This window comes from Nocardioides lijunqiniae (assembly GCF_015024225.1).
In the GTDB taxonomy this organism is placed as follows: domain Bacteria; phylum Actinomycetota; class Actinomycetes; order Propionibacteriales; family Nocardioidaceae; genus Nocardioides; species Nocardioides lijunqiniae.
Window position 1 is genome coordinate 110,456 of sequence record NZ_JACJGM010000003.1, and the last position, 22,557, is coordinate 133,012.

Below are 22,557 nucleotides of genomic sequence, written 5' to 3' on the forward strand. Positions count from 1 at the left end.
GGGTCCCTCCTCAGGGGCACAGCGCAGCATGGTGACTCGCTAGCCCCCCACGCCGCTCAGGGGCACGTGGCCGGTCAGCGCGCCGGGTGCGGTGATCGCGATGGAGGCGGTGGCACTGCCCGCCTGACTGGGATCGAAGCCCACCTGGAAGAGGCACGTCGCGTTCGGTGCGAGGACCTTCCCGGCGCACTCGTCGGGATCGATGAGGAACTGGCCAGGCACGTTCTCGTCCTCGAGAGCGAAGCTGACGACCCCCGAGGGCGCTTCGCCGGTGTTCCTCAGCACCAGGGTTCGTTCGGAGTACCCGACAGCCACCGGGATCGTCCCGAAGTTGATCGAGGTAGTGGGGGCCACCGAGAACATGGCCGGTGCGCGGACGGTGCCCTCCAGCGAGGCGGTCGTGGTCCCGCCGGGCTGGCCGCTCACGACGAGCGCGGCCGACCTCCCGCCGTGGGAGCCCGTGGGCTCGAACAGAACGGTCACCGAACAGGTGGATCCGGTGGTGAGAGTGGCGCCACCGCACCCATCGCTGACGATCCGGAACTGGGATGCGTCCGGACCTGTCAGCTGGCTGCTCAACGCGCCGGTGGTGGCGGCATCGAGGTTGGTGACCGTGAACGACGTGGCCTGCGTGGTCTCCCCGGCGAAGGCACTGAAGGAGCGGCTGGAGGGGGCGACCGTCATCGGGCGGCCCGAGCCTGTGAGAGCGATGACGACGATGCCGCCAGGGGTGGAGCGCAAGGAGAGCTGCGCCGTCTTGGCGCCGGGTGACGTGGGCCGGAAGGCGACCTCGATGCTGCACGACTGTCGGGGAGCGACCTGGGGTGAGCAGTTCTGCCACCCGAGCTGGAACTGATCGGCGTCGGGGCCGGTGATGGTCACGCTGACGTCCCTCTTGGTGTCGTCGGTCGCGTTGCCGGGACTGATCGTCTGGGTGCCGCTCTGGTCTCCGACGGCGACCGTCCCGAAGTCCACCTGGGAGTTCCAGATCCAGAAGCCCGTCTCGCCGGTCCCCGTGAGCATGAAGCTCAGGTCGCCTCCCGGCGCGGCACTGACCCAGAGCTTCGCGTACAGGGGGCCCTGAGCGCGCGCCTCGAGGTTCACCGAGACCGTGCACGACTCGCCGACATCGAGCGTCACGCCGGCGCAGGTCTGCGACACGATGTTGAAACCCGTGGCCGCGCCGTTCTCGATGGCCGGCTCCGCGATCACCCCGGACTCGTAGGTGCCGTCGTTGGAGATGGTGAAGGTGGTGGTGGGGGTGGCCACCCGCTGGGGGACCGTGCCGAAGTCCTGGCCGCCGACCCCGCTCGTGAGGTGCGCCCCCAGCGGGTCGACGCCCGTGCCCTGAAGACCGGTGGTCGCCGAGACGAGGCCAGGCCCGGCCCCCGCGCGGACGGTCAGACTGCCCGCCTTGGTCCCGGGGCCGGCGGGGCTGAAGCTCACGACCAGGTTGCACGCGGAGCCGACCCGCAGTGGCTTGCCGGCACACCCGTCGGTGACGATCGCGAAACCGCTGTCGCCGGTCAGCGCCGCGCGGGCCAAGGCGGGCAGCGATCCGGTGCCGGTGTTGGTCACGGTGATGGTCTTCTGGGCAGGGGCGGACCCGATCGCCACCGTCTGGAAGTCGTAGCTCGTCGGGGCGAGCGTGAGCTTCCCGCCGGAGGGGGCGGCCGGCCCGGACGCCGTGACCCGGATCGGCTTGGTGCTGACCCGGCAGTTGTTCCTCTCGTTGCGCTCGCGGACCTTCTTCTTCGCGTCGGCGCAGACGACCAGGTAGTAGGACCCCGCCGCTGTCCGGGAGGGGATCGCCACCGAGATCTTGCGGGAGACGGACCTCCGCGGTCGCAGTGGCGTCATCTTGCTGGTCGCAGCCAGACCGGTGTCACCACCGACCTTGCGATCCCGGGACAGCGACAGGCCGACGACCGACGCGCCGGCGGCCTTGGTGCCGGTGTTCTTGAGCGTGGTCGAGATCCGCATGCTCGTGCCGGCCCTCACCGCCGAGGCGGTGGCGACCTTCGCGACCGTCAGGTCGGGCTGGCGCTTGGCGGCGGTGGATGCCTGCCCGGGGGCCCCCAGAGCAGGCAGCACCAGCGCTAGGAGGAGCAGGGAGATGGCGGTCCGCGAGGTCGTACGCCGGCGTCTCGCGCCCGCAGCGGTAGTCACGTGTCTGACGCTCCTGCACGGTTGCGGGCAGGGTCCCCGACGAGGGTGCCCGAGTGTGCTGGCGACATTAGCGGAGAGTGCGGTTCTGCGCAGTTGTCAACCGGCCCCGGGCTAGACCAGGGAGCCATCGGCCGGCTCGCCGCGTCACACGAGCATGTCGATGCCTCCACGGACGGGAGTGGCTGCGGCCCTGGTGTCGTGCCTCTCAGCGCTCTTCCTGACGGCGTGCGCCGGCACCGACGAGGCGAAGGAGCGGCCGCGCGCTCTCTCAGGTCGGGCAGGGTCTCCGGCTGGCGCGTCGGCGCCCGGCGAGTGCCTGGACGCGGCGGAGGCGACGAGGAGGAGCGTGGAGGGGGCGCCGCTGTGGGCGAGGTTCTGCCCAGGCTCGCAAGGGAGCACGTCGCCGGCCGAGGTGCCGTCCGACGCGTTGATCACCCACATGGAGCTCCTCGACGGGCTGGTCGCGCTCAGGTCGGTGGGTGGGCCGAGGCGGGTGGGGTGCGCGGGGTCAGGGGCTCGGACCTACCGGCTCCAGATCGGCTACGACGACGGCCGGGTCGCGACCGTCGTCGGGCACACCGACCCACACTGCGCCGGGTACATCCCCGGCGCCGGAACGTTGGTCGACGGCCCGAACGGCCTCGGGGTCTACGGGCTGCTGATGACGGCGTTCGGTCGCCAGCACGCCGACGGCTTCGAGGACGCCGCGGGCGACCAGGCGCTCGCCTGCCCGACAGACCCTCGCCAGCCCGACAGCGTCGACCGTGACGGCGCGTCGGCGTCGATGGACACCGGCTACGTCCTCGGAGAGCGGGCGCCGATGGTCATGCCGCTGCCGGCGGTCCGCGGGATCGTCTGCACCTGGCCGTTCGGGGCGGAGAGCAAGGCAGCCCGGGTGCGAGACCTCAGCCCCGAGGACGCCGAGCGCGTGCGCATCGGCCTGCACGCCATCACCAGCGGCATGGTCGACTGCGGGGGGAGCCCGGAGCCCACGCACACCGCTGTCGTCGAGGACCGGACGGGCACCCGGCGCGCGGTGACGGTCGTCGATTCGGAGTGCGAGACCGTGATTCGCAGCGACGAGGGGTACGGCCTGGGTCTCGCCTGGCTCGAGCGGTAGTGCAGCCCCGGCTCAGGCCGGTTTCGACGTCCGTCCGTCGAGCACCAGGAGCAACGCCCACGTCACGGTGGCGGACACGAGTGCCGCGCCGAGCATGTGGAAGCCGACCAAGATCTCGGGCAGGTCGGTGAAGTACTGCACGAAGCCGATGGCGCCCTGGCTGAAGGAGACGGCCAGCAGCACGACGACGGCCCGGCGCGCCTCGCGCGACGCGCCGACGGCGATGAGCGCGAACAGCAGCCCGACGCTCAGGCCGAAGAACAGGAAGACGGAGTCGGCGTGGAGCTGGCTCACCTGGAGCGGGTCCAGCTCGTTGCGCTTGGACTCCAGGTCGCCGGCGTGCGGGCCGGAGCCGGTGACGACCGTGCCGATGTAGAGCACGACCCACGCGGCGGCGAAGGTCAGCCAGGCGAGGCCGACGAGGCCGCGCGCAGCCCGCTGCGGGTCAGGGTGGTCGATCCGTCGCAGGAACAGCACCGCGAGGCCGATGATCGCCATCGAGCACAGCAGGTGGAACGAGACGATCCACGGGTTCAGGTCGGTGAGCACGGTGATGCCGCCGATGACGGCCTGCGCCGGGATCCCCAGCGCGAGGACGATCGAGAGGCGGCGGAGCTCGCGCCGGCGGGTCTGCCAGGCCGAGACGAACGTCGCCACGGCGATCGCCACGAGGACGAACGTCAGCATCCGGTTGCCGAACTCGATGGCGGCGTGGAGGGTCAGCTCGCCGTGGGGACGGAACGACTCCTCGGTGCAGCGGGGCCAGGTGGGGCAGCCGAGGCCCGAGCCGGTCAGTCGGACGGCGCCGCCGGTGACGACCAGCATGATGTTGGCGACCAGGGTGGCCCAGCCGAGCGGGCGCACCCAGCGCGCCAGGCTCCAGCGGGTGTCGGTCACTCCCACGTGAACGTCCTCGCGGTGAGGACGGCGCCCCCGACGGCCCACCCGACGAGCACGGCGAGCTCGCGCCAGGCGACGGCGGAGTCGAGGAGGGCGTCGCGCATGGCGTTGCCCAGCGCCCCCGAGGGCAGCCACCGGACGACCTCGCCGAAGTCGCCGTACGCCGAGGTCGGCAGCACGACGGCGCCGCCCGCGAGCAGCAGCAGGTAGACGAGGTTGGCGGCGGCCAGCGTGGCCTCCGCACGCAGCGAGCCGGCCAGCGCGAGGCCCAGGCCGGCGAAGGCGGCGGTGCCGAGCACCAGCGAGAGGAGCACGGCGACGACGTCGACGCGGGGCGACCAGCCCATGGCGAGCCCGACTCCGGAGATGACCGCGACCTGGAGCACCTCGACCAGCAGGAGGGCGCCGACCTTGCCGGCGAGGAGGCCGGTGCGCGACAGGGGAGAGGTGCCCAAGCGCTTGATGACGCCGTAGCGGCGCTCGAAGCCGGTGGCGATCGCCAGTGAGGTGAACGCCGTCGACATGATCGCCAGCGCCAGGACGCCGGGGGTGAGCACGTCGACGGCGGGGCGCGAGAAGTCCAGGCCGATCCGGTCGGCGCCCTGGACGCCGCCGACCAGCACGATCGCCGGGATGACGACGGCCAGCAGCAGCTGCTCGCCGTTGCGCAGCATCAGCCGCGCCTCCATGCCGGCCTGCGCCAGGACCATGCGGGGGAGCGGTGCGGCTCCGGGCATCGGGGTGAAGGTGCCAGTGGTGGGGCCGGTCACGGGGTGAGCTCGCCTCCGGTCAGGTCGAGGAAGACGTCCTCGAGGTTGCGCTGGCCGAGCGTCAGCGACTCGGGCAGCACGCCCTGCTCGTCGCACCAGCGCGACACCTTGGCCAGCGTGGACGCGTCGGCAGGGCCCGTGACCAGCAGGCTGACGGCGTCCAGCTGGGCGACGACGGTCTCGGGGCCGAGGGCCTCGCGCAACGAGTCCGGAGCGCCGGCGGGGAAGGGCTGGGTGACGACCAGCCGGATCGTGGTCACGGTGCCGCCGCGGGTCAGCTCCAGCGGCGTGCCCGAGGCGACGAGCCGGCCCCGGTCGATGATGTGGATCATGTCGGCGAGGTGCTCGGCCTCGTCCATGTAGTGCGTGGTGAGGACCACGGTGACGCCGTCGGACCTGAGCTCCTCGAGCAGCTCCCACGTCGTACGCCGCACGGCCGGGTCCATGCCCGCGGTCGGCTCGTCGACGAAGACCACCTCGGGGCGCCCGACCAGGGCCAGCGCCAGCGCCAGGCGCTGCTGCTGGCCGCCGGAGAGCCGCCGGTACGGCGTGCGGCCGCAGTCGCCGAGCCCGATCCGCTCGGCCAGCACGTCGACGTCGAGCGGGTGGGCGTGCAGCTTGGCCATGTGCCGCAGCATCTCCATGGCGCGCACCCCGCTCCACGCGCCGCCACCCTGGAGCATGACGCCGATGCGGGGGTGGAGCTCGGTGCGCTGGCGGACGGGGTCGAGCCCGAGCACCCGGACGCTGCCCTGCTGCGGGGTGCGGTAGCCCTCGCAGGTCTCCAGCGTCGTGGTCTTGCCGGCGCCGTTGGGGCCGAGCACCGCGGTGATCGTCTGCTGCTCCACGGTGAGGCTGAGGCCGTCCACCGCGAGCTTGTCGCCGTAGCGCATCACCAGGCCGTCGACGGAGACGGCGGGGATGGCGGGCACCACCGCAGTCTAGGGTTGCGGCCGTGAACGTCTGGGTCATGGGTGCGGTGCTCGTGCTGGCCGCCGTGACCTTGCTCGCGGTGGCGGTCCTGCTGGTGCGAGACGAGCCGGCCGGTGACCGCGAGTTCGTCGTGATGGGCGCGGCCGAGGCGGTGCTGCTGGTCCAGCTGGTGCTCGGGCTGGTGCTGCTGTCGGGCACGGAGCGGGAGATGTCGGGGGTGCTGTTCGTGAGCTACCTGGTCGGCGTCGCGCTCGCCCTTCCCATCGGCGCCTTCTGGTCGCTGGCCGAGCGCTCGCGCGCCGGGACGGCCGTGCTCGGCGTCGCGACCTTCACGGTCGTGGCTCTCGAGCTGCGCCTGTGGGCGATCTGGGGAGGCGCCGGTGCGTGACCTCTCCGCCGGCCCCGGACGGGTGCTGGTCTTCGTCTACGGCGTCTTCGCGGTCGCCGCGACCGGCCGGTCGCTGGTCCAGCTCGGCACGGCCGCCGACCGCGCTCCGGTCGCCTACTCCCTCTCGCTGCTCGCCGCCGTCATCTACCTCGTCGCGACCACCTGCCTGCTGCTGGGCGGGCCGCGCGCCTGGTGGATCGCGGTGGCCGCGGTCTCGGTGGAGCTCGCCGGGGTCGCGCTGGTGGGGGTGCTCAGCTACGTCGTGACCGACTGGTTCCCCGACAAGACGGTGTGGTCGCACTTCGGTCAGGGCTACGCCTTCCTGCCCCTCGTGCTGCCCTTCGCCGGCCTCGCCTGGCTGCGCGCGACGAGACCCGGGTCACACCCTGCTGCCGGGTAAGGCTCACCTTCCTTGAAGGACCCCCCGCATTAACGTCACACTGGTGTTGTGGAATTCAACGAGGCGCCCGTCAGCGGGCCCGACCAGACGACGCGACAGCGCGTCGTGCGGTCGATCCTCGTCGACGGACCGTCCACCGCCGCAGCGCTGGCGGAGCGGCTCGCCCTGACGCCGGCCGCCGTACGCCGCCACCTCGACCAGCTGGTCGAGGAGGGCGCCGTGGAGGCACGCGAGCCGCGCTCGCAGGGCACCCGCGGCCGCGGTCGCCCGGCCAAGCTGTTCGCGCTCACCGAGGTCGGCCGCGACGGCTTCGACCAGAAGTACGACGACCTCGCCGTGCTGGCCCTGCGCTTCCTGGCCGAGACCGGTGGCGAGGAGGCCGTCCGCGCCTTCGCCGACCGTCGCGTCGCGTTCGTCGAGGAGCGCTTCGGCCCCGTGAGCGCCGCCGAGCCCGACCTCAGCCCGGCCGAGGTCCTCGCTCGGATCTTCACCGAGGAGGGCTACGCCGCCTCGGTGCGCCAGCTTCCCGTCGTGGGGGAGCAGCTGTGCCAGCAGCACTGCCCGGTCTCCCACGTCGCCCACGAGTTCCCGCAGCTGTGCGAGGCCGAGACCGCGGCGATCAGCCGCGTGCTCGACCACCACGTCCAGCGACTTGCCACCATCGCGCACGGCGACGGGGTCTGCACCACGTGCATCCCCGGCGCCGCCGCCACCAGCCCAGGCTCGACCAACCAGAAGGAGAGGGTCACCGGATGACCTCCATCGAAGAGCTCAACCCCGAGCTCCAGGGAATCGGCCGCTACGACTTCGGCTGGGCCGACACCGACGTCGCGGGTGCCACCGCGAAGCGAGGACTCAGCGAGGACGTCGTCCGCAACATCTCCGCGCTCAAGAACGAGCCGCAGTGGATGCTCGACCTGCGCCTGAAGGGCCTCAAGCTCTTCCACCGCAAGCCGATGCCCACGTGGGGCTCCGACCTCGGCGCGATCGACTTCGACAACATCAAGTACTTCGTGCGCTCCAGCGAGAAGCAGGCCGCGACGTGGGACGACCTCCCCGAGGAGATCAAGAACACCTACGACAAGCTCGGCATCCCCGAGGCGGAGAAGCAGCGCCTCGTGTCCGGCGTGGCCGCGCAGTACGAGTCCGAGGTCGTCTACCACTCGATCCGCGAGGACCTCGAGGCCCAGGGCGTGCTCTTCCTCGATACCGACACCGCCCTGCGCGAGCAGCCCGAGCTGTTCCAGGAGTACTTCGGCACCGTCATCCCCGTCGGTGACAACAAGTTCGCCGCGCTCAACACCTCGGTGTGGTCCGGTGGCTCGTTCATCTACGTGCCCAAGGGCGTCCACGTGGACATCCCGCTCCAGGCCTACTTCCGGATCAACACCGAGAACATGGGCCAGTTCGAGCGCACGCTGATCATCGTCGACGAGGACGCCTACGTGCACTACGTCGAGGGCTGCACCGCGCCGATCTACTCCTCCGACTCGCTGCACTCCGCGGTCGTGGAGATCATCGTGAAGAAGGGCGGCCGCTGCCGCTACACGACCATCCAGAACTGGTCGAACAACGTCTACAACCTCGTCACCAAGCGCGCGACGTGCGAGGCCGGCGCGACCATGGAGTGGGTCGACGGCAACATCGGCTCCAAGGTGACGATGAAGTACCCCGCCGTCTACCTCATGGGCGAGCACGCCAAGGGCGAGACGCTGTCGATCGCCTTCGCCGGCGAGGGCCAGCACCAGGACGCCGGCGCCAAGATGGTCCACGCCGCGCCGAACACCTCCAGCTCGATCCTGAGCAAGTCGGTGGCGCGAGGCGGCGGCCGCACGTCGTACCGCGGGCTGATCCAGATCAACGAGGGCGCCCACGGCTCGAAGTCCAACGTGCTGTGCGACGCGCTCCTGGTCGACCAGATCAGCCGCTCCGACACCTACCCCTACGTCGACATCCGCGAGGACGACGTCTCGATGGGGCACGAGGCGAGCGTCTCGAAGGTGTCTGACGACCAGCTCTTCTACCTGATGTCGCGCGGCATGGAGCAGGACGAGGCCATGGCGATGATCGTGCGCGGGTTCATCGAGCCGATCGCCAAGGAGCTCCCGATGGAGTACGCCCTCGAGCTCAACCGGCTCATCGAGCTCCAGATGGAGGGGGCCGTCGGCTGACCGCCGACCCCTCTCCGACCACCTGCAACGCGAGGAAGACGACGTAGTGACTGTGACCGATGCTGCACGCGAGAGCGTGGAGTCGATGCTCGAGACCAAGAAGATCGAGAGCCACCTCAACCCGACCGGGTCCTTCGACCTGGCCGACCACCCGGTCCCCACGGGGCGCGAGGAGATCTGGCGGTTCACCCCGCTCAAGCGCCTGCGCGGGCTGCACGCCGAGGCGGAGTTCGCCGCCCCGACGAGCGCGACGGAGTGGAACACCCCGGCCGGCGTGCGCATCGAGGTCGTCGAGGGTGACGAGGCCCGGGCCCTGCGCGGCGTGAGCGGGCTCGTGCCCAACACGCGGTTCGCCGCGCGGGTGCTGGCCGAGGTGCCCTCGACCCTGCTGGTCGACGTGCCGGCGGAGGCCGACGTGTCCGAGCCGATCCACGTGCGGGTCCAGGGCCAGGACGCCGGTTCCGCGGAGGCGGCCCACGTCGTGCTGCGCTTCGGCGCCCACTCGCGGTCCGTCGTGGTCCTCGACCACAGCGGCCACGCCTCGCTCGCCCAGGTGGTCGAGGTCGTCGCCGGCGACGGCGCGCAGGTCTCGGTCGTCTCGCTGCAGGACTGGTCCGACGACGCCGTCCACCTGACCCACCACGAGGCCAGCGTCGGTCGCGACGCGACGTACAAGCACGTGGCGATCAGCTTCGGCGGCGACGTCGTGCGGATGGACTCCAACGTCCACTACGCCGGACCCGGCGGCTCCGCGGAGCTGCTCGGCCTCTACTTCGCCGACGAGGGCCAGCACATCGAGCACCGGCTCTTCGCCGACCACAACGAGCCCCGCACCAAGAGCAACGTCGTCTACAAGGGCGCGCTGCAGGGCCAGGGCGCGCACACGGTGTGGGTCGGCAACGTCCTGATCCGCCAGGTGGCGGAGGGCATCGAGACCTACGAGGAGAACCGCAACCTCGTGCTCACCGACGGCTGCCAGGCCGACTCGGTGCCGAACCTCGAGATCGAGACCGGCGAGATCGAGGGCGCGGGCCACGCGTCCGCCACCGGCCGCTTCGACGACGAGCAGCTGTTCTACCTCCGTGCCCGCGGCATCGCCGAGGCCGAGGCCCGTCGCCTGGTCGTGCACGGGTTCTTCAACGACCTGATCCGCAAGATCGGCGTCGCCTCGCTCGAGGAGAAGCTGATGGCGACCGTCGAGGACGAGCTGTCCAAGAACGTCCTCAAGGACGTCACCGGGGACGTGACGGAGGTCGGCGTCTGATGGCCTTCGAGCTCGCCTGCGCCCTGAGCGACGTCCCCACCGATGAGGCCCTCGGGGTCACCGTCGGGGGAGTCGACCTCGCGGTCGCGCGTCACGAGGACGAGGTCTTCGCGCTGCAGGACCTCTGCTCCCACGCGGCGGTCGCGCTGAGCGAGGGCGAGGTGGAGGACTGCACGGTCGAGTGCTGGCTCCACGGCTCGCGCTTCGACCTGCGCACCGGCAAGCCGAGCGGGTTCCCCGCCACGGAGCCGGTCGCCACCTTCCCGGTCGAGGTCCGCGACGACGGCGTCTACGTCGACGTCTCGTCCACCCTCAACGGCGTCCGTCCCAGCTGAGGTCCAGCACCTCCACCCTCGAACTTCCGCAGAACCTAGGAGACACAATGAGCACCCTCCAGATCACCGACCTGCACGTCTCGGTCGACACCGAGGACGGCCCCAAGCAGATCCTCAAGGGCGTCACGCTGACGATCGACGACGGCGAGACCCACGCGATCATGGGGCCCAACGGCTCCGGCAAGTCCACGCTGGCCTACTCGATCGCCGGTCACCCGAAGTACACGGTCACGGGCGGCAGCGTGACCCTCGACGGCGAGGACGTCCTCGCGATGTCCGTCGACGAGCGCGCCCGCGCCGGCCTGTTCCTGGCGATGCAGTACCCCGTGGAGGTGCCCGGCGTCTCGGTGTCGAACTTCCTGCGTACCGCCAAGACCGCCATCGACGGCGAGGCGCCCAAGCTGCGCCACTGGGTCAAGGACGTCAACAAGGCGCTCCAGGACCTGAACCTCGACCCGTCGTTCGGCACCCGCTCGGTCAACGAGGGCTTCTCCGGCGGCGAGAAGAAGCGCCACGAGATCGCCCAGCTCGAGCTGCTCGACCCCAAGGTCGCGATCCTCGACGAGACCGACTCCGGCCTCGACATCGACGCGCTCAAGGTCGTCTCCGACGGCGTCAACCGCTTCCGCGCGAAGGAGGGCAAGGGCGTCCTGCTGATCACGCACTACACCCGCATCCTGCGCTACATCACGCCCGACCGCGTGCACGTCTTCGTCGACGGCAAGATCGCCGACCAGGGCGGCCCGGAGCTGGCCGACCAGCTCGAGGCCGAGGGCTACGACAAGTACCTCACGAAGGTCTGACCCGATGGACGGTCTTCTCCCCGAGCTGGACGTCATTCGCAAGGACTTCCCGATCCTCGAGCGGACGCTCGACAACGGGCAGCCGCTGGTCTACCTCGACAGTGCCAACACCTCGCAGAAGCCCCAGGTCGTCATCGACACGATGGTCGACCACCTGGAGCGCCACAACGCGAACATCTCGCGGGCGATGCACCAGCTCGGGGCGGAGTCGACCGAGGCGTTCGAGGCCGCGCGCGACAAGGTGGCGACGTTCATCGGCGCCCCCGACCGCGACGAGGTCATCTTCACCAAGAACGCCACGGAGGCGCTCAACCTCGTCGCCAACACGCTCGCCTGGGCGACCGGCGACCTGGCCATCGGCGAGGGCGACGAGGTCGTCATCACCGAGATGGAGCATCACTCCAACATCGTGCCGTGGCAGCTGCTCACCCAGCGCAAGGGTGCGACGCTGCGGTGGTTCGGGCTGACCGACGACGGCCGCCTCGACCTGTCGAACCTCGACGAGCTCGTCAACGAGCGCACCAAGGTCGTGTCGCTGACCTGGGTCTCCAACATGCTCGGCACGATCAACCCGATCACGCAGATCGCCCGCCGCGCCCACGAGGTCGGCGCGATCGTCGTCGTGGACGCCTCGCAGGCCGTGCCGCAGCTGCCCGTCGACGTCGCCGCCTCGGGCGCCGACCTGCTGGCCTTCACCGGCCACAAGGTCGTCGGGCCGACCGGCATCGGCGTGCTGTGGGGCAAGCGCGCGGTGCTCGACCAGCTGCCGCCGTTCCACGGGGGCGGCGAGATGATCGAGACCGTCCGCATGGACATCTCGACGTACGCCGGCATCCCGCACAAGTTCGAGGCCGGCACCCCGCCGATCGTCGAGGCCATCGGCCTCGGCGCCGCGGTCGACTACCTCGGCCACATCGGCATGGAGGCCGTGCACGCCCACGAGCAGGCCATCACCCGCTACGCGCTCGAGGGCCTCGCCACCGTGCCGGGCCTGACGGTCCTGGGCCCGCTGGACGCGCGCGAGCGCGGCGGCGCGATCTCCTTCGAGGTCGAGGGCGTCCACCCCCACGACATCGCGCAGGTGCTCGACTCCCGCGGCATCGCCGTGCGCGCCGGCCACCACTGCGCCAAGCCCGCGCACGCGCGGTTCGGGGTGCAGAGCTCGACCCGGATGTCGTCGTACCTCTACACCACGCCGAGCGAGATCGACGCCCTCGTCGAGGGGCTGGAATACACCCGGTCCTACTTCAAGTTGGGTTGAGAGATGAGCAACGAACTCGACGCGCTGTACCAGGAGATCATCCTGGACCACTACAAGCACCCTCACCACCAGGGGCTCCGCGAGCCCTTCGAGGCCGAGGTGCACCACGTCAACCCCACCTGCGGCGACGAGGTGACCCTGCGCGTCCACGTCGACGACGGGGTCGTGAGCGACGTCTCCTACGACGCCGTCGGCTGCTCGATCTCGCAGGCCTCGACCTCGGTCATGGCCGACCTGGTGATCGGCAAGCCGGTCGACGAGGCCATGAGCATCCACCAGGAGTTCCTGACCCTCATGCAGGGCAAGGGCACCGTCGTGCCGGACGAGGACGTCCTCGAGGACGGCATCGCGTTCGCCGGTGTCGCCAAGTTCCCGGCGCGCGTGAAGTGCGCTCTACTGTCATGGATGGCCTGGAAAGACGCCACCACCCAGGCGGGCGCGTCCGACGCGACCGCATCGAAGGAGATCTGATGGCTGACACTAGTTCTATCAACTATGGCGACCTGCCCGACGTACCCGAGGCAGCCCCGACGGGCGGCGGCACCGCCACCGTGTCGATCGACGACGTCACCGAGGCCATGAAGGACGTCGTCGACCCCGAGCTGGGCATCAACGTCGTCGACCTCGGCCTCGTCTACGACGTCCACCTCGACGAGGGCAGCAACGTCGTCCTCGACATGACCCTGACGTCGGCGGCCTGCCCGCTGACCGACGTGATCATGGACCAGACCAACTCCGCCTTGGAGGGCATCGTCAACGACGTCGCCATCAACTGGGTCTGGATGCCGCCCTGGGGCCCGGACAAGATCACCCCCGACGGCCGTGAGCAGCTGCGCGCCCTCGGGTTCAATGTCTAGGCCGTGACCTGATCCTCATCCCCGCCGCCCGCGTCGAGCGCTGGGTGGCCAACTTCGTCGAACGCCACGGCGGCGCCACGTTGGCGGTGACGGACGGCGCCCTGGCCGGGACGGCCGAGGACGGCTCGGACTTCACCGCGGTGCTGCCGTTCGACGCGTCGTACGACGGTCCGCCGGACGCGGCGTCGTTCGCCGGCGCCGTGACGTCGGCCGTGCCGTCCGACTGGGGCGTGCTGCTGGTCCGCAAGGGGGGCTTCGCCGTGGCGCGGATGACGGGCGACACGTTCGCGGAGTCCAAGGTCGGTCAGCGACACGTCCAGGGCCGCACCAAGGCCGGGGGCCAGTCGCAGCAGCGCTTCGCCCGACGCCGGGGCAACCAGGCGCGCCAGGCCTACGAGGCCGCCGCCGACCACGCGGCGCGCATCCTCGGCAGCGGCTCGCGCCTCGTCGTCGTCGGCGGTGACCACGCCGCCGTGGAGGAGGTGCTGGGCGACCCTCGCCTGGGCGCCCTCTCCGTGGTGGATCCGTGGCTGCCGGTGCCCGACCCGCGGCGCGGGATCCTCGAGCAGGCCGCGCGCGACGCCTGCGCTGCGCGGTTCGAGGTGCGCAACGCGGAGGAGGCGTCGTGACCCGGCTGCTGCTCCTCGCCGACACCCACCTCCCCAAGCGGGCACGCGACCTGCCCGAGCAGGTGTGGGCCGAGGTCGACGCCGCGGGCGTCGTCGTCCACGCGGGCGACTGGGTCGAGCCGTCGCTCCTCGACGCGCTGGAGGCCCGGTCAGCCGCCCTGCTGGCCTGCTACGGCAACAACGACGGCGCCGAGCTGCGCCGGCGCCTCCCCGAGGTGGCACGGGCCGTCGTCGGCGGCGTGCGGATCGCGGTGGTGCACGAGACGGGCGACGCGAAGGGCCGTGAGACGCGCTGCGCGGCGACGTACCCCGACGACGACGTGCTGGTCTTCGGCCACAGCCACATCCCGTGGGACACCACGACCGCGACGGGTCTGCGGCTGCTGAACCCCGGCTCGCCGACCGACCGCAGGCGCCAGCCGCACTGCACGTACATGACCGCGGTCGCGACCGGCGGTCGCCTCGAGGACGTCACGCTGCACCGGCTGCCGCCCCGACGCTGACGGCGTTCGAGGCCTGGTTGCGCGGCGATCGGGTCGGGATCGGCTAGCGTCCGAGGCATGTGGCAGCCCGAGCCCGGGTGGCATCCGCTCCCCGGCGGCACCGGCACGTCCACCGTCGGCGTGTGGCGCACCTCGCTCAGCGGCCGCCCGATGGTCGTCAAACGGCTCGCCCGACCAGTGCCCGGGGACCCGTCCGAGCTCTCGGACCCGCGGCACTTCGCGTACTGGCGGCGCGAGGCCGACGTCCTCGACTGCAGCCTCACCGCCACCACGCCCGGCCTCCGAGCCGCCCCAGCGGGCGTCGAGGAGGACGGCGAGGGCATCACCGTCACGCGCGAGTGGGTCGAGGACGCCGCGGTGAGCGGCCTGTTCGCGGCGGTGTCGCTCGGCCGCTTCGCCGGGGCCGCGCTGCCGTCGCTGACCTGGCTGTCGCAGGACCAGCTGCGCGCACGCGTGCAGCGGCTGGAGACCCGCGGGGGGTGGCGCACCCTGGCGCGGACGACGGTCGCCGACATCGCCGACCACCTCTGGACCCGTCGCGCCACCATGCTGGAGCTCAGCGAGTCGCTGCCGCAGGTCGCGCAGCACGGGGACCCGGCGCTGGCCAACTTCCCCGGCCGACACGGCGACGACCTCGTGGCCATCGACTGGGCGACGCTCGGCACCGGGCCGGTGGGCGCCGACCTCGGGCTGCTCTCGCTGGCCACGCGCGAGGAGTTCGAGCCGTTGCTCGACGCCTACCTGCTGGGTCTGCCCCCGGACATCGCGACGTCCGAGGAGGTGCTCACCGGAGCGCGGATCACCGGCGTCTTCACCGCCCTCACCCGCGCGGAGTGGGCCCTGTCGCGGGTCGCCGGGGGAGAGGGCGCCCTCGCCGGCAAGTACCGGCACCCCGCCGTCGCTCCCCACCTGCGCGCGCTGCAGCGCCAGTTCCCCGCGATCGAGGCGCTGCTCGGCTGGTGAGTCTCGCGGCACGCGGCGCGCGGCCCGCGGCTAGACCCGCCGCCCGTCGAAGGTGTCGCAGGCCTCGAGCGTGCCCTGGTCGAGGCCGACCTCGAACCAGCGCTGGCGCTGCTCGGCGGAGCCGTGGGTCCAGGACTCCTCGGTGACCTGGCCCTGGGTCTTGCGCTGGATGCGGTCGTCGCCGACGGTGGCCGCGGCCTCGAGGGCGAGGTCGATGTCCTGCTGGGTGAGCTCGGCGAAGAGCACGTTGCCGTCGGCGTCCTCGGTCTCGGTGGCGGCCTTGGTCCACATGCCGGCGTAGCAGTCGGCCTGGAGCTCGAGCTTGACCGCGTCGCTCTGGGGACCCTGCTGGGTGCGGACCTTGCTCATCGCGCCGAGCAGGTTCTGGATGTGGTGGCCGTACTCGTGGGCCAGCACGTAGGCCTCGACGAAGCCGCCGTCGGGACCGCCGAGCTGGTCCTCCAGCACCTGGTCGAAGAACGTCGAGTCCAGGTAGATGGTCTGGTCGGGCGGGCAGTAGAACGGGCCGACGTCGGCGGTGGCGCCGCCGCAGCCGGTCTCGACCGAGCCCGAGAAGGTCACCAGGGCCTGCTGGGGCGTGAAGTCGTCACCGAGCTCGCCGCTCCAGTAGTCGAAGAGCGAGTTCTCGACGGCCACCCGCTGGCAGTCCTTGTCCTGGTTGGCGTCCTCGCCGTCCTGGCACTTGGCGTAGCGACCGGTGTCGGTGACCCGGCTGGTGTCGAAGGCTCCGCCGGCCGCTCCGCCGCCACCGCCACCCCCACCGCCGCCGGTGAGGTCGATGCCGGAGCACTGGGCGACGACGAACAGGACCACCAGCAGGATCACGCCGCCGATGCCACCCCCGCCGACGCCGCCCGGGATGGGCAGGCGCGAGCGCGAGCCGCCGCCACCGGCGCCGCGGCCCGCGTCACGGGTGCGGCCGGTGTCGAGACGGGCCTTGGGGTTGAAGCGCATCGGCTTCCTCTCGTCGTTCGGGCATACCGGCCCGCAGTACCCGAACCGGCGTACCTACACTAGTGAGCCTCATGATCACTGCCCACCAGCTCGAGGTCCGAGCCGGCGCGCGGCTCCTCATGGACAACGTCAGCTTCCGCGTCGCCGCCGGCGACAAGGTCGGCCTGGTGGGCCGCAACGGCGCCGGGAAGACCACGCTCACCAAGATCCTCGCCGGTGAGGCGCAGCCCGCGTCCGGACAGGTCACCGCCACCGGCGACGTCGGCTACCTCCCGCAGGACCCGCGCACCGGCGACCCCGAGGTCCTGGCGCGCGACCGCATCCTGTCCGCGCGCGGCCTCGACGACGTCGTACGCCGCCTGCGCGAGGCCGAGGAGCAGATGGGCAGCGACGACACGGCGGTCTCCGAGCGGGCGATGAAGCGCTGGACGCAGGCCGACGCGGAGCTGCACGCCGGAGGTGGGTACGCCGCCGAGTCGGAGGCGGCCACCATCGCGGCCAGCCTCGGCATCCAGGAGCGCATCCTCGACCAGCCGCTGAAGACCCTGTCCGGCGGCCAGCGGCGCCGCGTCGAGCTGGCCCGGATCCTCTTCTCCGGCGCCGAGATCCTGATCCTCGACGAGCCCACCAACCACCTCGACGCCGACTCGATCGTGTGGCTGCGCGACTTCCTCAAGGCCCACAAGGGCGGGTTCATCGTGATCAGCCACGACAACGCGCTGCTCGAGGAGACCGTCAACAAGGTCCTGCACCTCGACGCCAACCGGATGACCATGGACGTCTACAACATGGGCTGGCGCCACTACCTCACGCAGCGCGAGACCGACGAGAAGCGCCGCAAGCGCGAGCGGGCCAACGCCGAGACCAAGGCCAAGACGCTCACCGACCAGGCCAACAAGATGCGGGCCAAGGCCTCCAAGGCGGTCGCCGCGCAGTCCATGCTCAAGCGCGCCGAGAAGATGATGGCCGGGCTCGAGGGGGAGCGGCAGGCCGACAAGGTCGCCAACATCAAGTTCCCCTCGCCGGCCCCCTGTGGCAAGACCCCGCTCATGGCCGAGGAGCTCTCGAAGTCCTACGGCTCGCTCGAGGTCTTCACCGACGTCGACCTCGCGATCGACAAGGGCTCGCGCGTGGTCATCCTCGGCCTCAACGGCGCGGGGAAGACGACGATGCTGCGGATCCTCGCCGGCGTCGACCAGTCGGACACCGGTCGGGTCATCCCCGGCCACGGCCTCAAGCTCGGCTACTACGCCCAGGAGCACGAGACCCTGGACACCAGCCGCACCGTCCTGGAGAACATGCAGAGCGCGGCCCCGCAGCTGACCGACACCGAGGCGCGCAGCGTCCTCGGCTCGTTCCTCTTCTCCGGCGACGACGCCAACAAGTCGGCCGCCGTGCTCTCCGGTGGCGAGAAGACCCGGCTCGCCCTGGCCAGCCTGGTCGTGTCGAGCGCCAACGTGCTGCTGCTCGACGAGCCCACCAACAACCTCGACCCCGCCTCCCGCGAGGAGGTGCTCGCCGCCATCCGCACCTACGAGGGCGCGATCATCCTGGTGACGCACGACGAGGGCGCGGTGCTGGCCCTGGAGCCCGACCGGGTGCTGCTGCTGCCCGACGGCGACGAGGACCTCTGGAACGACGAGTACGCCGACCTCGTCTCGCTCGCCTGAGCGCCGGTGCCCGCTCCTCGCACCGTCGGCGCCGGTTCCTAGACTCCGAGCATGTCTCCTGACGAGCTGTCCGCCGCCGGCCTCCGCCTCGACGTCGACCTCGCGGTCGCGACGATCACCCTCGACCGTCCCGACGTGCGCAACGCCCAGACGCCGGCCATGTGGCGCGCGCTCGGCCGCATCGGGGAGGAGCTGCCCGACAGCGTGCGGGTCGTCGTGGTCCAGGGCGCCGGCTCCAGCTTCTCTGCAGGCCTGGACCGCACGCTCATGGACCCCCGCACCGCCCCCGAGGGCGTGGAGTCGGTGGGCGACCTGTTCGGGATGAGCGACGAGGAGATGGCCGAGACCATCGAGGTCTACCAGCGCGGCTTCACATTCCTGCGCGACCCGCGGTTCGTCTCGATCGCGGTCGTGCGCGGCCACGCCGTGGGCGCCGGCTTCCAGCTGGCGCTCTCCTGCGACCTGCGGGTGCTCGCGGACGACGCGCTGCTGTGCATGAAGGAGTCCGCGCTGGGCCTGGTCCCCGACCTGACGGGAACAAAACCGCTCGTGGAGTGTGTTGGCTATGCACGGGCACTCGAGATCTGCGCGACCGCGCGGACGGTGGGAGCGACCGAGGCCGTCGACATCGGCCTCGCCCTGACCGCCGTACCAGCCGAGCAGCTGGACGCGACCGTCGCGGATCTCGTCGTGGCCCTGACCGCGCCCCTCCCGGGAGCGGTGTCCGAGACCAAGGGTCTGCTCCTCGGAGCAGCCCAGCGCCCCCTCGAGGAGCAGCGCCGCCTGGAGCGTGAGGCCCAGGTACGCCGGTTCCGCGAGGTGGCACAGTTCCTGGGCTGACGTGACGTCAGCGCCGGGGGAGTAGGAGGGCCCGGATGTCCGGAATGTCCCCCAACGGCGCCGCCTGGCGCAGCCTGCGCGCCGACCGGAGCGTGGTCAACAACCGCATCGAGGGCAAGACGGTGCGCCGCGTGCTGGGCTTCGCGCGGCCGCACCGCCGCCTGATCAGCGTGTTCCTCGGCCTCACCGTCGTCGACGCCGCGATGGTCGTCGTGATGCCGCTGCTGGTGCAGCGCATCGTCGACGACGGCATCCTCGCGGGCGACCGCGGCCTGGTCACCACCCTGGCGCTGGCGATGGCCGGCGTCGCCGTCTTCACGGCGGTGCTCGCGGTCATCGGCGGCTGGCTGTCCTCCCGCATCGGCGAGGGGCTCATCTACGACCTGCGCACCCAGGTCTTCTCCCACGTGCAGCGCCAGTCGCTGGCGTTCTTCACCCGCACCCAGACCGGCGCGCTCGTCAGCCGGCTCAACAACGACGTCATCGGGGCCCAGCGGGCGTTCACCTCGACGTTGTCGAGCACCGTCTCCAACAGCATCTCGGTCGTGGTCGTCGGCATCGCGATGCTGGCGCTCAGCTGGCAGGTGACGCTGCTCTGCCTGGTGATGTTCCCGATCCTGTTCTTCATCTCGCGCTGGGTCGGTGGTCGCCTCGCGGGGCTCACGCGCCGCCAGATGGACGGCAACGCCGACCTCGGCAACGTCATGACCGAGCGGTTCAACGTCGGCGGCGCGATGCTGCTCAAGCTCTTCGGCCGCCGCGCCGACGAGGACGTGCTGTTCCGCTCCAAGGCCGCCACCGTGCGCGACCTGGGCATCCGCATCTCGCTCATCACCCGGATCTTCGGCGCCTCCATGATGCTGGTCCCGGCCCTCGCCACCGCGCTCGTCTACGGCGTGGGCGGGCAGCTGGCCATCGACAAGACGCTGACCGTCGGCACGCTGCTGGCGCTCGCCACCCTGCTGCTGCGGCTCCTGGGCCCCCTGCAGGGGCTCTCCAACGTGCGCATCGACATCATGACCGCCCTCGTCAGCTTCGAGCGCGTCTTCGAGGTGCTCGACCTGCCCTCCTCGATCCGTCAGAAGCACGGCGCGATCGCGCTGCCGCGCGACGCGGGTCGCCTGGAGTTCGAGCACGTGTCGTTCACCTACCCCAAGGCCGAGGACATCTCGCTCGGCTCCCTGGAGTCGGTCGCCCGCGTGGAGTCGCGCGACAACCAGCAGGTGCTCACCGACGTCGGCTTCGTGGCCGAGCCGGGTCAGATGGTGGCGCTCGTCGGCCCCTCGGGTGCCGGCAAGACGACCATGACGCACCTGGTCGCCCGCCTCTACGACGTCGCCTCCGGCGCCGTGCGGGTCGGCGGCCACGACGTCCGCGACGTCACGCTCGACTCGCTCGAGGACGTCGTCGGCTACGTCACCCAGGACGCCCACATGTTCCACGACACCATCCGGGCCAACCTCGTCTACGCGCGCCCCGGCGCCACCGACGACGAGATCTGGTCGGCCCTCGAGGCGGCGCAGATCGCCCACCTGGTGCGCTCGCTGCCCGACGGGCTCGACACGGTCGTCGGCGACCGTGGCTACCGGCTCTCCGGTGGCGAGCGGCAACGGCTCGCGATCGGCCGCCTGCTGCTCAAGTCGCCCTCGATCGTGGTGCTCGACGAGGCCACCGCCCACCTGGACAGCGAGTCGGAGGCCGCCGTCCAGCGCGCCCTCGACGCCGCCCTGGAGGGCCGCACCTCGCTGGTCATCGCCCACCGGCTCTCCACGGTGCGCAACGCCGACCAGATCCTCGTGCTCGACGACGGGCGGATCGTGGAGTTCGGCACCCACTCCCAGCTGCTGGCGCGGGGCGGGCTCTACGCCGACCTCTACCGCACCCAGTTCCACCAGGACGCGACCGAGCCGCTGCCGGTCCCGGCCGACCTCTCCTAGGCTCGGGGGCATGGACCTCGACCTCGCCGACCGCGTCTACGTCGTCACCGGAGGCGCCCGGGGGCTCGGCAGGGCCACGGCCGACTGCCTGGTCGCCGAGGGCGCCCGGGTGGTGCTCTCCGGACGCTCGGAGGAGTCGCTGCGCGAGGCGACCGCGGCCCTGGGCGAGCGGGCGCACGGCGTGGTGGCCGACAACGCCGACCCGGCCACGCCCGCGCGCCTGGTCGAGGCCGCCCGCGAGCGCTGGGGTCGACTCGACGGGGCGCTGGTCAGCGTCGGAGGGCCGCCGAAGGGGCCGGTCACGAGCATCACCGACGAGCAGTGGACCACCGCGTTCGCCACGGTCTTCCTGGGGGCGGTGCGGCTGGCGCGGGAGATCGGGCAGCAGCTGCCCGAGGGCGGCTCGCTGGCGCTGGTGCTCTCCTCGAGCGTCAAGGCGCCGCTGGCGCAGATGGCGCTCTCCAACGGGCTGCGTCCGGGCCTCGCGATGGTCGCGAAGACCCTCGCCGACGAGCTGGGGCCCCGCGGGGTGCGGGTCAACGGCCTGTTGCCAGGGCGCGTGGCCACCGAGCGGGTCGCCGAGCTCGACGCCGGCACCGGGGACGCCGAGTCCGCCCGGCGCGCGGCCCTGGCCACGATCCCGCTGGGTCGCTACGGCGAGCCGGAGGAGTTCGGCCGCGCGGCGGCCTTCCTGCTCTCGCCGGCGGCGTCGTTCGTCTCCGGCGTGATGCTGCCCGTCGACGGAGGCATGCTGCGCTCGCTCTGAGCCACCCGGGCCCGATCCTCGGCCTCGCGCGCCTCGGCCTCGCGCCGGGCCCGCACGTAGGGGTGGTTGCTCTGCCGCTCCTTCTTGACCTTGGGCGGCCGAGGTCCGGGCGTGCGCGGTCCGGGCTTGCGGGACCCGCGCTCCGGCCGGCCCCCGCGGCGCGCGGTGCGCCACTCGTCGTACATCAGGTAGAAGAAGCCGAAGACCGCCAGCACGCCGAAGAACCACCACTGCAGGCCGTAGAAGAAGTGCGGGCCGTTGTCGAGCTCGGGGAGCTCGACCTGCTCGAGGGTGTCGCCGGGCGGCGGGTCCTCGGAGCGGAGCTCGACGAATCCGCCGTAGACCTCGCGGTCCACCGCCGCGCCGATCGCGGCGCTGTTGATCGCCCTGGTGGAGCCGTCGTGCACCTCGGTCGAGCTGCCGGTGCCGTTGGCACGCAGCCACCCGGTGACGGTGACCTCGCCCGAGGGCGGAGCCGGCACGTCGTCGAGGGCCGCGTCGCCCTGGTTCTCCGTGGGCATCCAGCCGCGGTCGACCAGCAGCGACGTGCCGGAGGAGGTGACCAGCGGCACCACCACGTCGATGCCGGACACGCCGTCGCGGGTGCGGTAGCGCACGATCACGGTGTCGTCGGGGTCGTAGGCGCCGGTGGCGGTCACGATCAGCCACTCGTCGTCCTCGGCGACTCCGCCGCCGTCGCCCAGGACCGCCCCGATCGGGGTGGGGGCGCCGTCCTCGTTGGCTCGGACGACCTCGTTGCGCTCCTTGCGGTCGGCGAGCCGGTCGAACTGCCACTGGCCCAGCCACCACGTCGCGCAGGCGACCACCACGATGGCCAGCGCGAACAGCGCCCAGCGCCTGCTCAGGAGGAACCGGAAGCCGCGCACCCCCCGAGATTATCCG

Annotated in this window: 24 protein-coding genes; 18 read left to right on the forward strand and 6 right to left on the reverse strand. The window is 71.5% G+C overall.

The annotated features are described in order from the left end of the window. Positions 1-39: 39 nt before the first annotated feature. A complete protein-coding gene (locus IRQ30_RS02855) occupies positions 40-2,169 on the reverse strand; it encodes a choice-of-anchor D domain-containing protein (protein ID WP_193611539.1) in 2,130 nt (709 codons plus the stop codon). 439 nt (positions 2,170-2,608) lie between these two features. Here IRQ30_RS02855 and IRQ30_RS02860 point away from each other — a divergent pair, with 439 nt between their 5' ends. Further along, positions 2,609-3,289: a hypothetical protein gene (locus IRQ30_RS02860; protein WP_193611540.1), complete on the forward strand. Its 681-nt coding sequence runs from the start codon at positions 2,609-2,611 to the stop codon at positions 3,287-3,289. 12 nt (positions 3,290-3,301) lie between these two features. Here the strand turns inward: IRQ30_RS02860 and IRQ30_RS02865 are convergent, their stop codons facing one another. Genes IRQ30_RS02865 through IRQ30_RS02875 form a run of 3 tightly spaced genes read right to left on the reverse strand, consistent with a single transcriptional unit; the run spans position 3,302 to position 5,891 of the window. Beyond that, complete coding sequence (locus IRQ30_RS02865) at positions 3,302-4,192, reverse strand: COX15/CtaA family protein (protein WP_338089538.1); 891 nt, start codon at positions 4,190-4,192, stop codon at positions 3,302-3,304. Continuing rightward, the gene (locus IRQ30_RS02870; protein WP_193607020.1) at positions 4,183-4,926 is read right to left on the reverse strand and encodes an ABC transporter permease; all 744 of its coding nucleotides are present in this window, start codon (positions 4,924-4,926) and stop codon (positions 4,183-4,185) included. Before IRQ30_RS02870 ends, IRQ30_RS02865 begins: the two co-directional genes overlap by 10 nt. A gap of 29 nt (positions 4,927-4,955) precedes the next feature. Further along, positions 4,956-5,891 (reverse strand): ABC transporter ATP-binding protein, encoded by a 936-nt coding sequence (locus IRQ30_RS02875; protein ID WP_338087710.1) that lies wholly within the window; start codon positions 5,889-5,891, stop codon positions 4,956-4,958. Positions 5,892-5,914: 23 nt separating this feature from the next. On the opposite strand from IRQ30_RS02875, the gene IRQ30_RS02880 reads away from it, so the two are divergent. The 13 genes from IRQ30_RS02880 to IRQ30_RS02940 are packed head-to-tail and all read left to right on the forward strand — an operon-like array spanning position 5,915 to position 15,466. After that, complete coding sequence (locus IRQ30_RS02880) at positions 5,915-6,280, forward strand: hypothetical protein (protein ID WP_193611541.1); 366 nt, start codon at positions 5,915-5,917, stop codon at positions 6,278-6,280. Further along, positions 6,273-6,680: a hypothetical protein gene (locus tag IRQ30_RS02885; RefSeq protein ID WP_193611542.1), complete on the forward strand. Its 408-nt coding sequence runs from the start codon at positions 6,273-6,275 to the stop codon at positions 6,678-6,680. Before IRQ30_RS02880 ends, IRQ30_RS02885 begins: the two co-directional genes overlap by 8 nt. Before the next feature lie 48 nt (positions 6,681-6,728). Continuing rightward, the gene (locus IRQ30_RS02890; RefSeq protein WP_193611543.1) at positions 6,729-7,436 is read left to right on the forward strand and encodes a helix-turn-helix domain-containing protein; all 708 of its coding nucleotides are present in this window, start codon (positions 6,729-6,731) and stop codon (positions 7,434-7,436) included. Next, complete coding sequence (gene sufB / locus IRQ30_RS02895; RefSeq protein ID WP_193607016.1) at positions 7,433-8,851, forward strand: Fe-S cluster assembly protein SufB; 1,419 nt, start codon at positions 7,433-7,435, stop codon at positions 8,849-8,851. The genes IRQ30_RS02890 and sufB overlap by 4 nt, the downstream gene beginning before the upstream one ends. Before the next feature lie 52 nt (positions 8,852-8,903). After that, positions 8,904-10,115, forward strand: a complete 1,212-nt coding sequence (gene sufD, locus IRQ30_RS02900; protein ID WP_338089539.1) for a Fe-S cluster assembly protein SufD — start codon at positions 8,904-8,906, stop codon at positions 10,113-10,115. After that, positions 10,115-10,450 carry a non-heme iron oxygenase ferredoxin subunit gene (locus IRQ30_RS02905; RefSeq protein WP_193607015.1) on the forward strand — a complete coding sequence of 112 codons (336 nt, stop codon included), beginning with the start codon at positions 10,115-10,117 and terminating at the stop codon, positions 10,448-10,450. The genes sufD and IRQ30_RS02905 overlap by 1 nt, the downstream gene beginning before the upstream one ends. A 47-nt stretch (positions 10,451-10,497) precedes the next feature. Continuing rightward, a complete protein-coding gene (gene sufC, locus IRQ30_RS02910; protein ID WP_193607014.1) occupies positions 10,498-11,253 on the forward strand; it encodes a Fe-S cluster assembly ATPase SufC in 756 nt (251 codons plus the stop codon). A gap of 4 nt (positions 11,254-11,257) precedes the next feature. Continuing rightward, complete coding sequence (locus IRQ30_RS02915; protein WP_193611544.1) at positions 11,258-12,514, forward strand: cysteine desulfurase; 1,257 nt, start codon at positions 11,258-11,260, stop codon at positions 12,512-12,514. 3 nt (positions 12,515-12,517) lie between these two features. After that, entirely contained in the window at positions 12,518-12,985 is a 468-nt protein-coding gene (sufU, locus tag IRQ30_RS02920) for a Fe-S cluster assembly sulfur transfer protein SufU (protein ID WP_193607012.1), read from the forward strand. Then, on the forward strand, positions 12,985-13,371 hold the full coding sequence (locus tag IRQ30_RS02925; RefSeq protein ID WP_193611545.1) for a metal-sulfur cluster assembly factor: 387 nt from the start codon (positions 12,985-12,987) through the stop codon (positions 13,369-13,371). The genes sufU and IRQ30_RS02925 overlap by 1 nt, the downstream gene beginning before the upstream one ends. Positions 13,372-13,388: 17 nt before the next feature. Next, positions 13,389-14,000, forward strand: coding sequence for an acVLRF1 family peptidyl-tRNA hydrolase (locus IRQ30_RS02930; protein ID WP_338089552.1), 612 nt, complete (start codon positions 13,389-13,391; stop codon positions 13,998-14,000). Next, positions 13,997-14,503 (forward strand): YfcE family phosphodiesterase, encoded by a 507-nt coding sequence (locus IRQ30_RS02935; RefSeq protein WP_193611546.1) that lies wholly within the window; start codon positions 13,997-13,999, stop codon positions 14,501-14,503. Before IRQ30_RS02930 ends, IRQ30_RS02935 begins: the two co-directional genes overlap by 4 nt. Before the next feature lie 57 nt (positions 14,504-14,560). Next, entirely contained in the window at positions 14,561-15,466 is a 906-nt protein-coding gene (locus tag IRQ30_RS02940; protein ID WP_193611547.1) for a phosphotransferase, read from the forward strand. 30 nt (positions 15,467-15,496) lie between these two features. On the opposite strand, the gene ypfJ is transcribed toward IRQ30_RS02940, so the two are convergent. Further along, positions 15,497-16,441 (reverse strand): KPN_02809 family neutral zinc metallopeptidase, encoded by a 945-nt coding sequence (gene ypfJ, locus IRQ30_RS02945; protein ID WP_193611548.1) that lies wholly within the window; start codon positions 16,439-16,441, stop codon positions 15,497-15,499. A gap of 71 nt (positions 16,442-16,512) precedes the next feature. On the opposite strand from ypfJ, the gene IRQ30_RS02950 reads away from it, so the two are divergent. From IRQ30_RS02950 to IRQ30_RS02965, 4 genes are read left to right on the forward strand one after another with little or no spacing between them, the layout of a single operon-like run. After that, entirely contained in the window at positions 16,513-18,111 is a 1,599-nt protein-coding gene (locus IRQ30_RS02950) for an ABC-F family ATP-binding cassette domain-containing protein (protein ID WP_193611549.1), read from the forward strand. A gap of 51 nt (positions 18,112-18,162) precedes the next feature. Continuing rightward, positions 18,163-18,951 (forward strand): enoyl-CoA hydratase/isomerase family protein, encoded by a 789-nt coding sequence (locus tag IRQ30_RS02955; protein ID WP_193607005.1) that lies wholly within the window; start codon positions 18,163-18,165, stop codon positions 18,949-18,951. 35 nt (positions 18,952-18,986) lie between these two features. After that, positions 18,987-20,888 carry an ABC transporter ATP-binding protein gene (locus IRQ30_RS02960; protein ID WP_193611550.1) on the forward strand — a complete coding sequence of 634 codons (1,902 nt, stop codon included), beginning with the start codon at positions 18,987-18,989 and terminating at the stop codon, positions 20,886-20,888. Positions 20,889-20,898: 10 nt separating this feature from the next. Next, positions 20,899-21,654 (forward strand): SDR family oxidoreductase, encoded by a 756-nt coding sequence (locus IRQ30_RS02965; RefSeq protein ID WP_193611551.1) that lies wholly within the window; start codon positions 20,899-20,901, stop codon positions 21,652-21,654. Here IRQ30_RS02965 and IRQ30_RS02970 read toward each other — a convergent pair. Beyond that, positions 21,540-22,541, reverse strand: a complete 1,002-nt coding sequence (locus IRQ30_RS02970; RefSeq protein WP_193611552.1) for an SURF1 family cytochrome oxidase biogenesis protein — start codon at positions 22,539-22,541, stop codon at positions 21,540-21,542. The genes IRQ30_RS02965 and IRQ30_RS02970 overlap by 115 nt on opposite strands. Between the last annotated feature and the right edge of the window lie 16 nt (positions 22,542-22,557).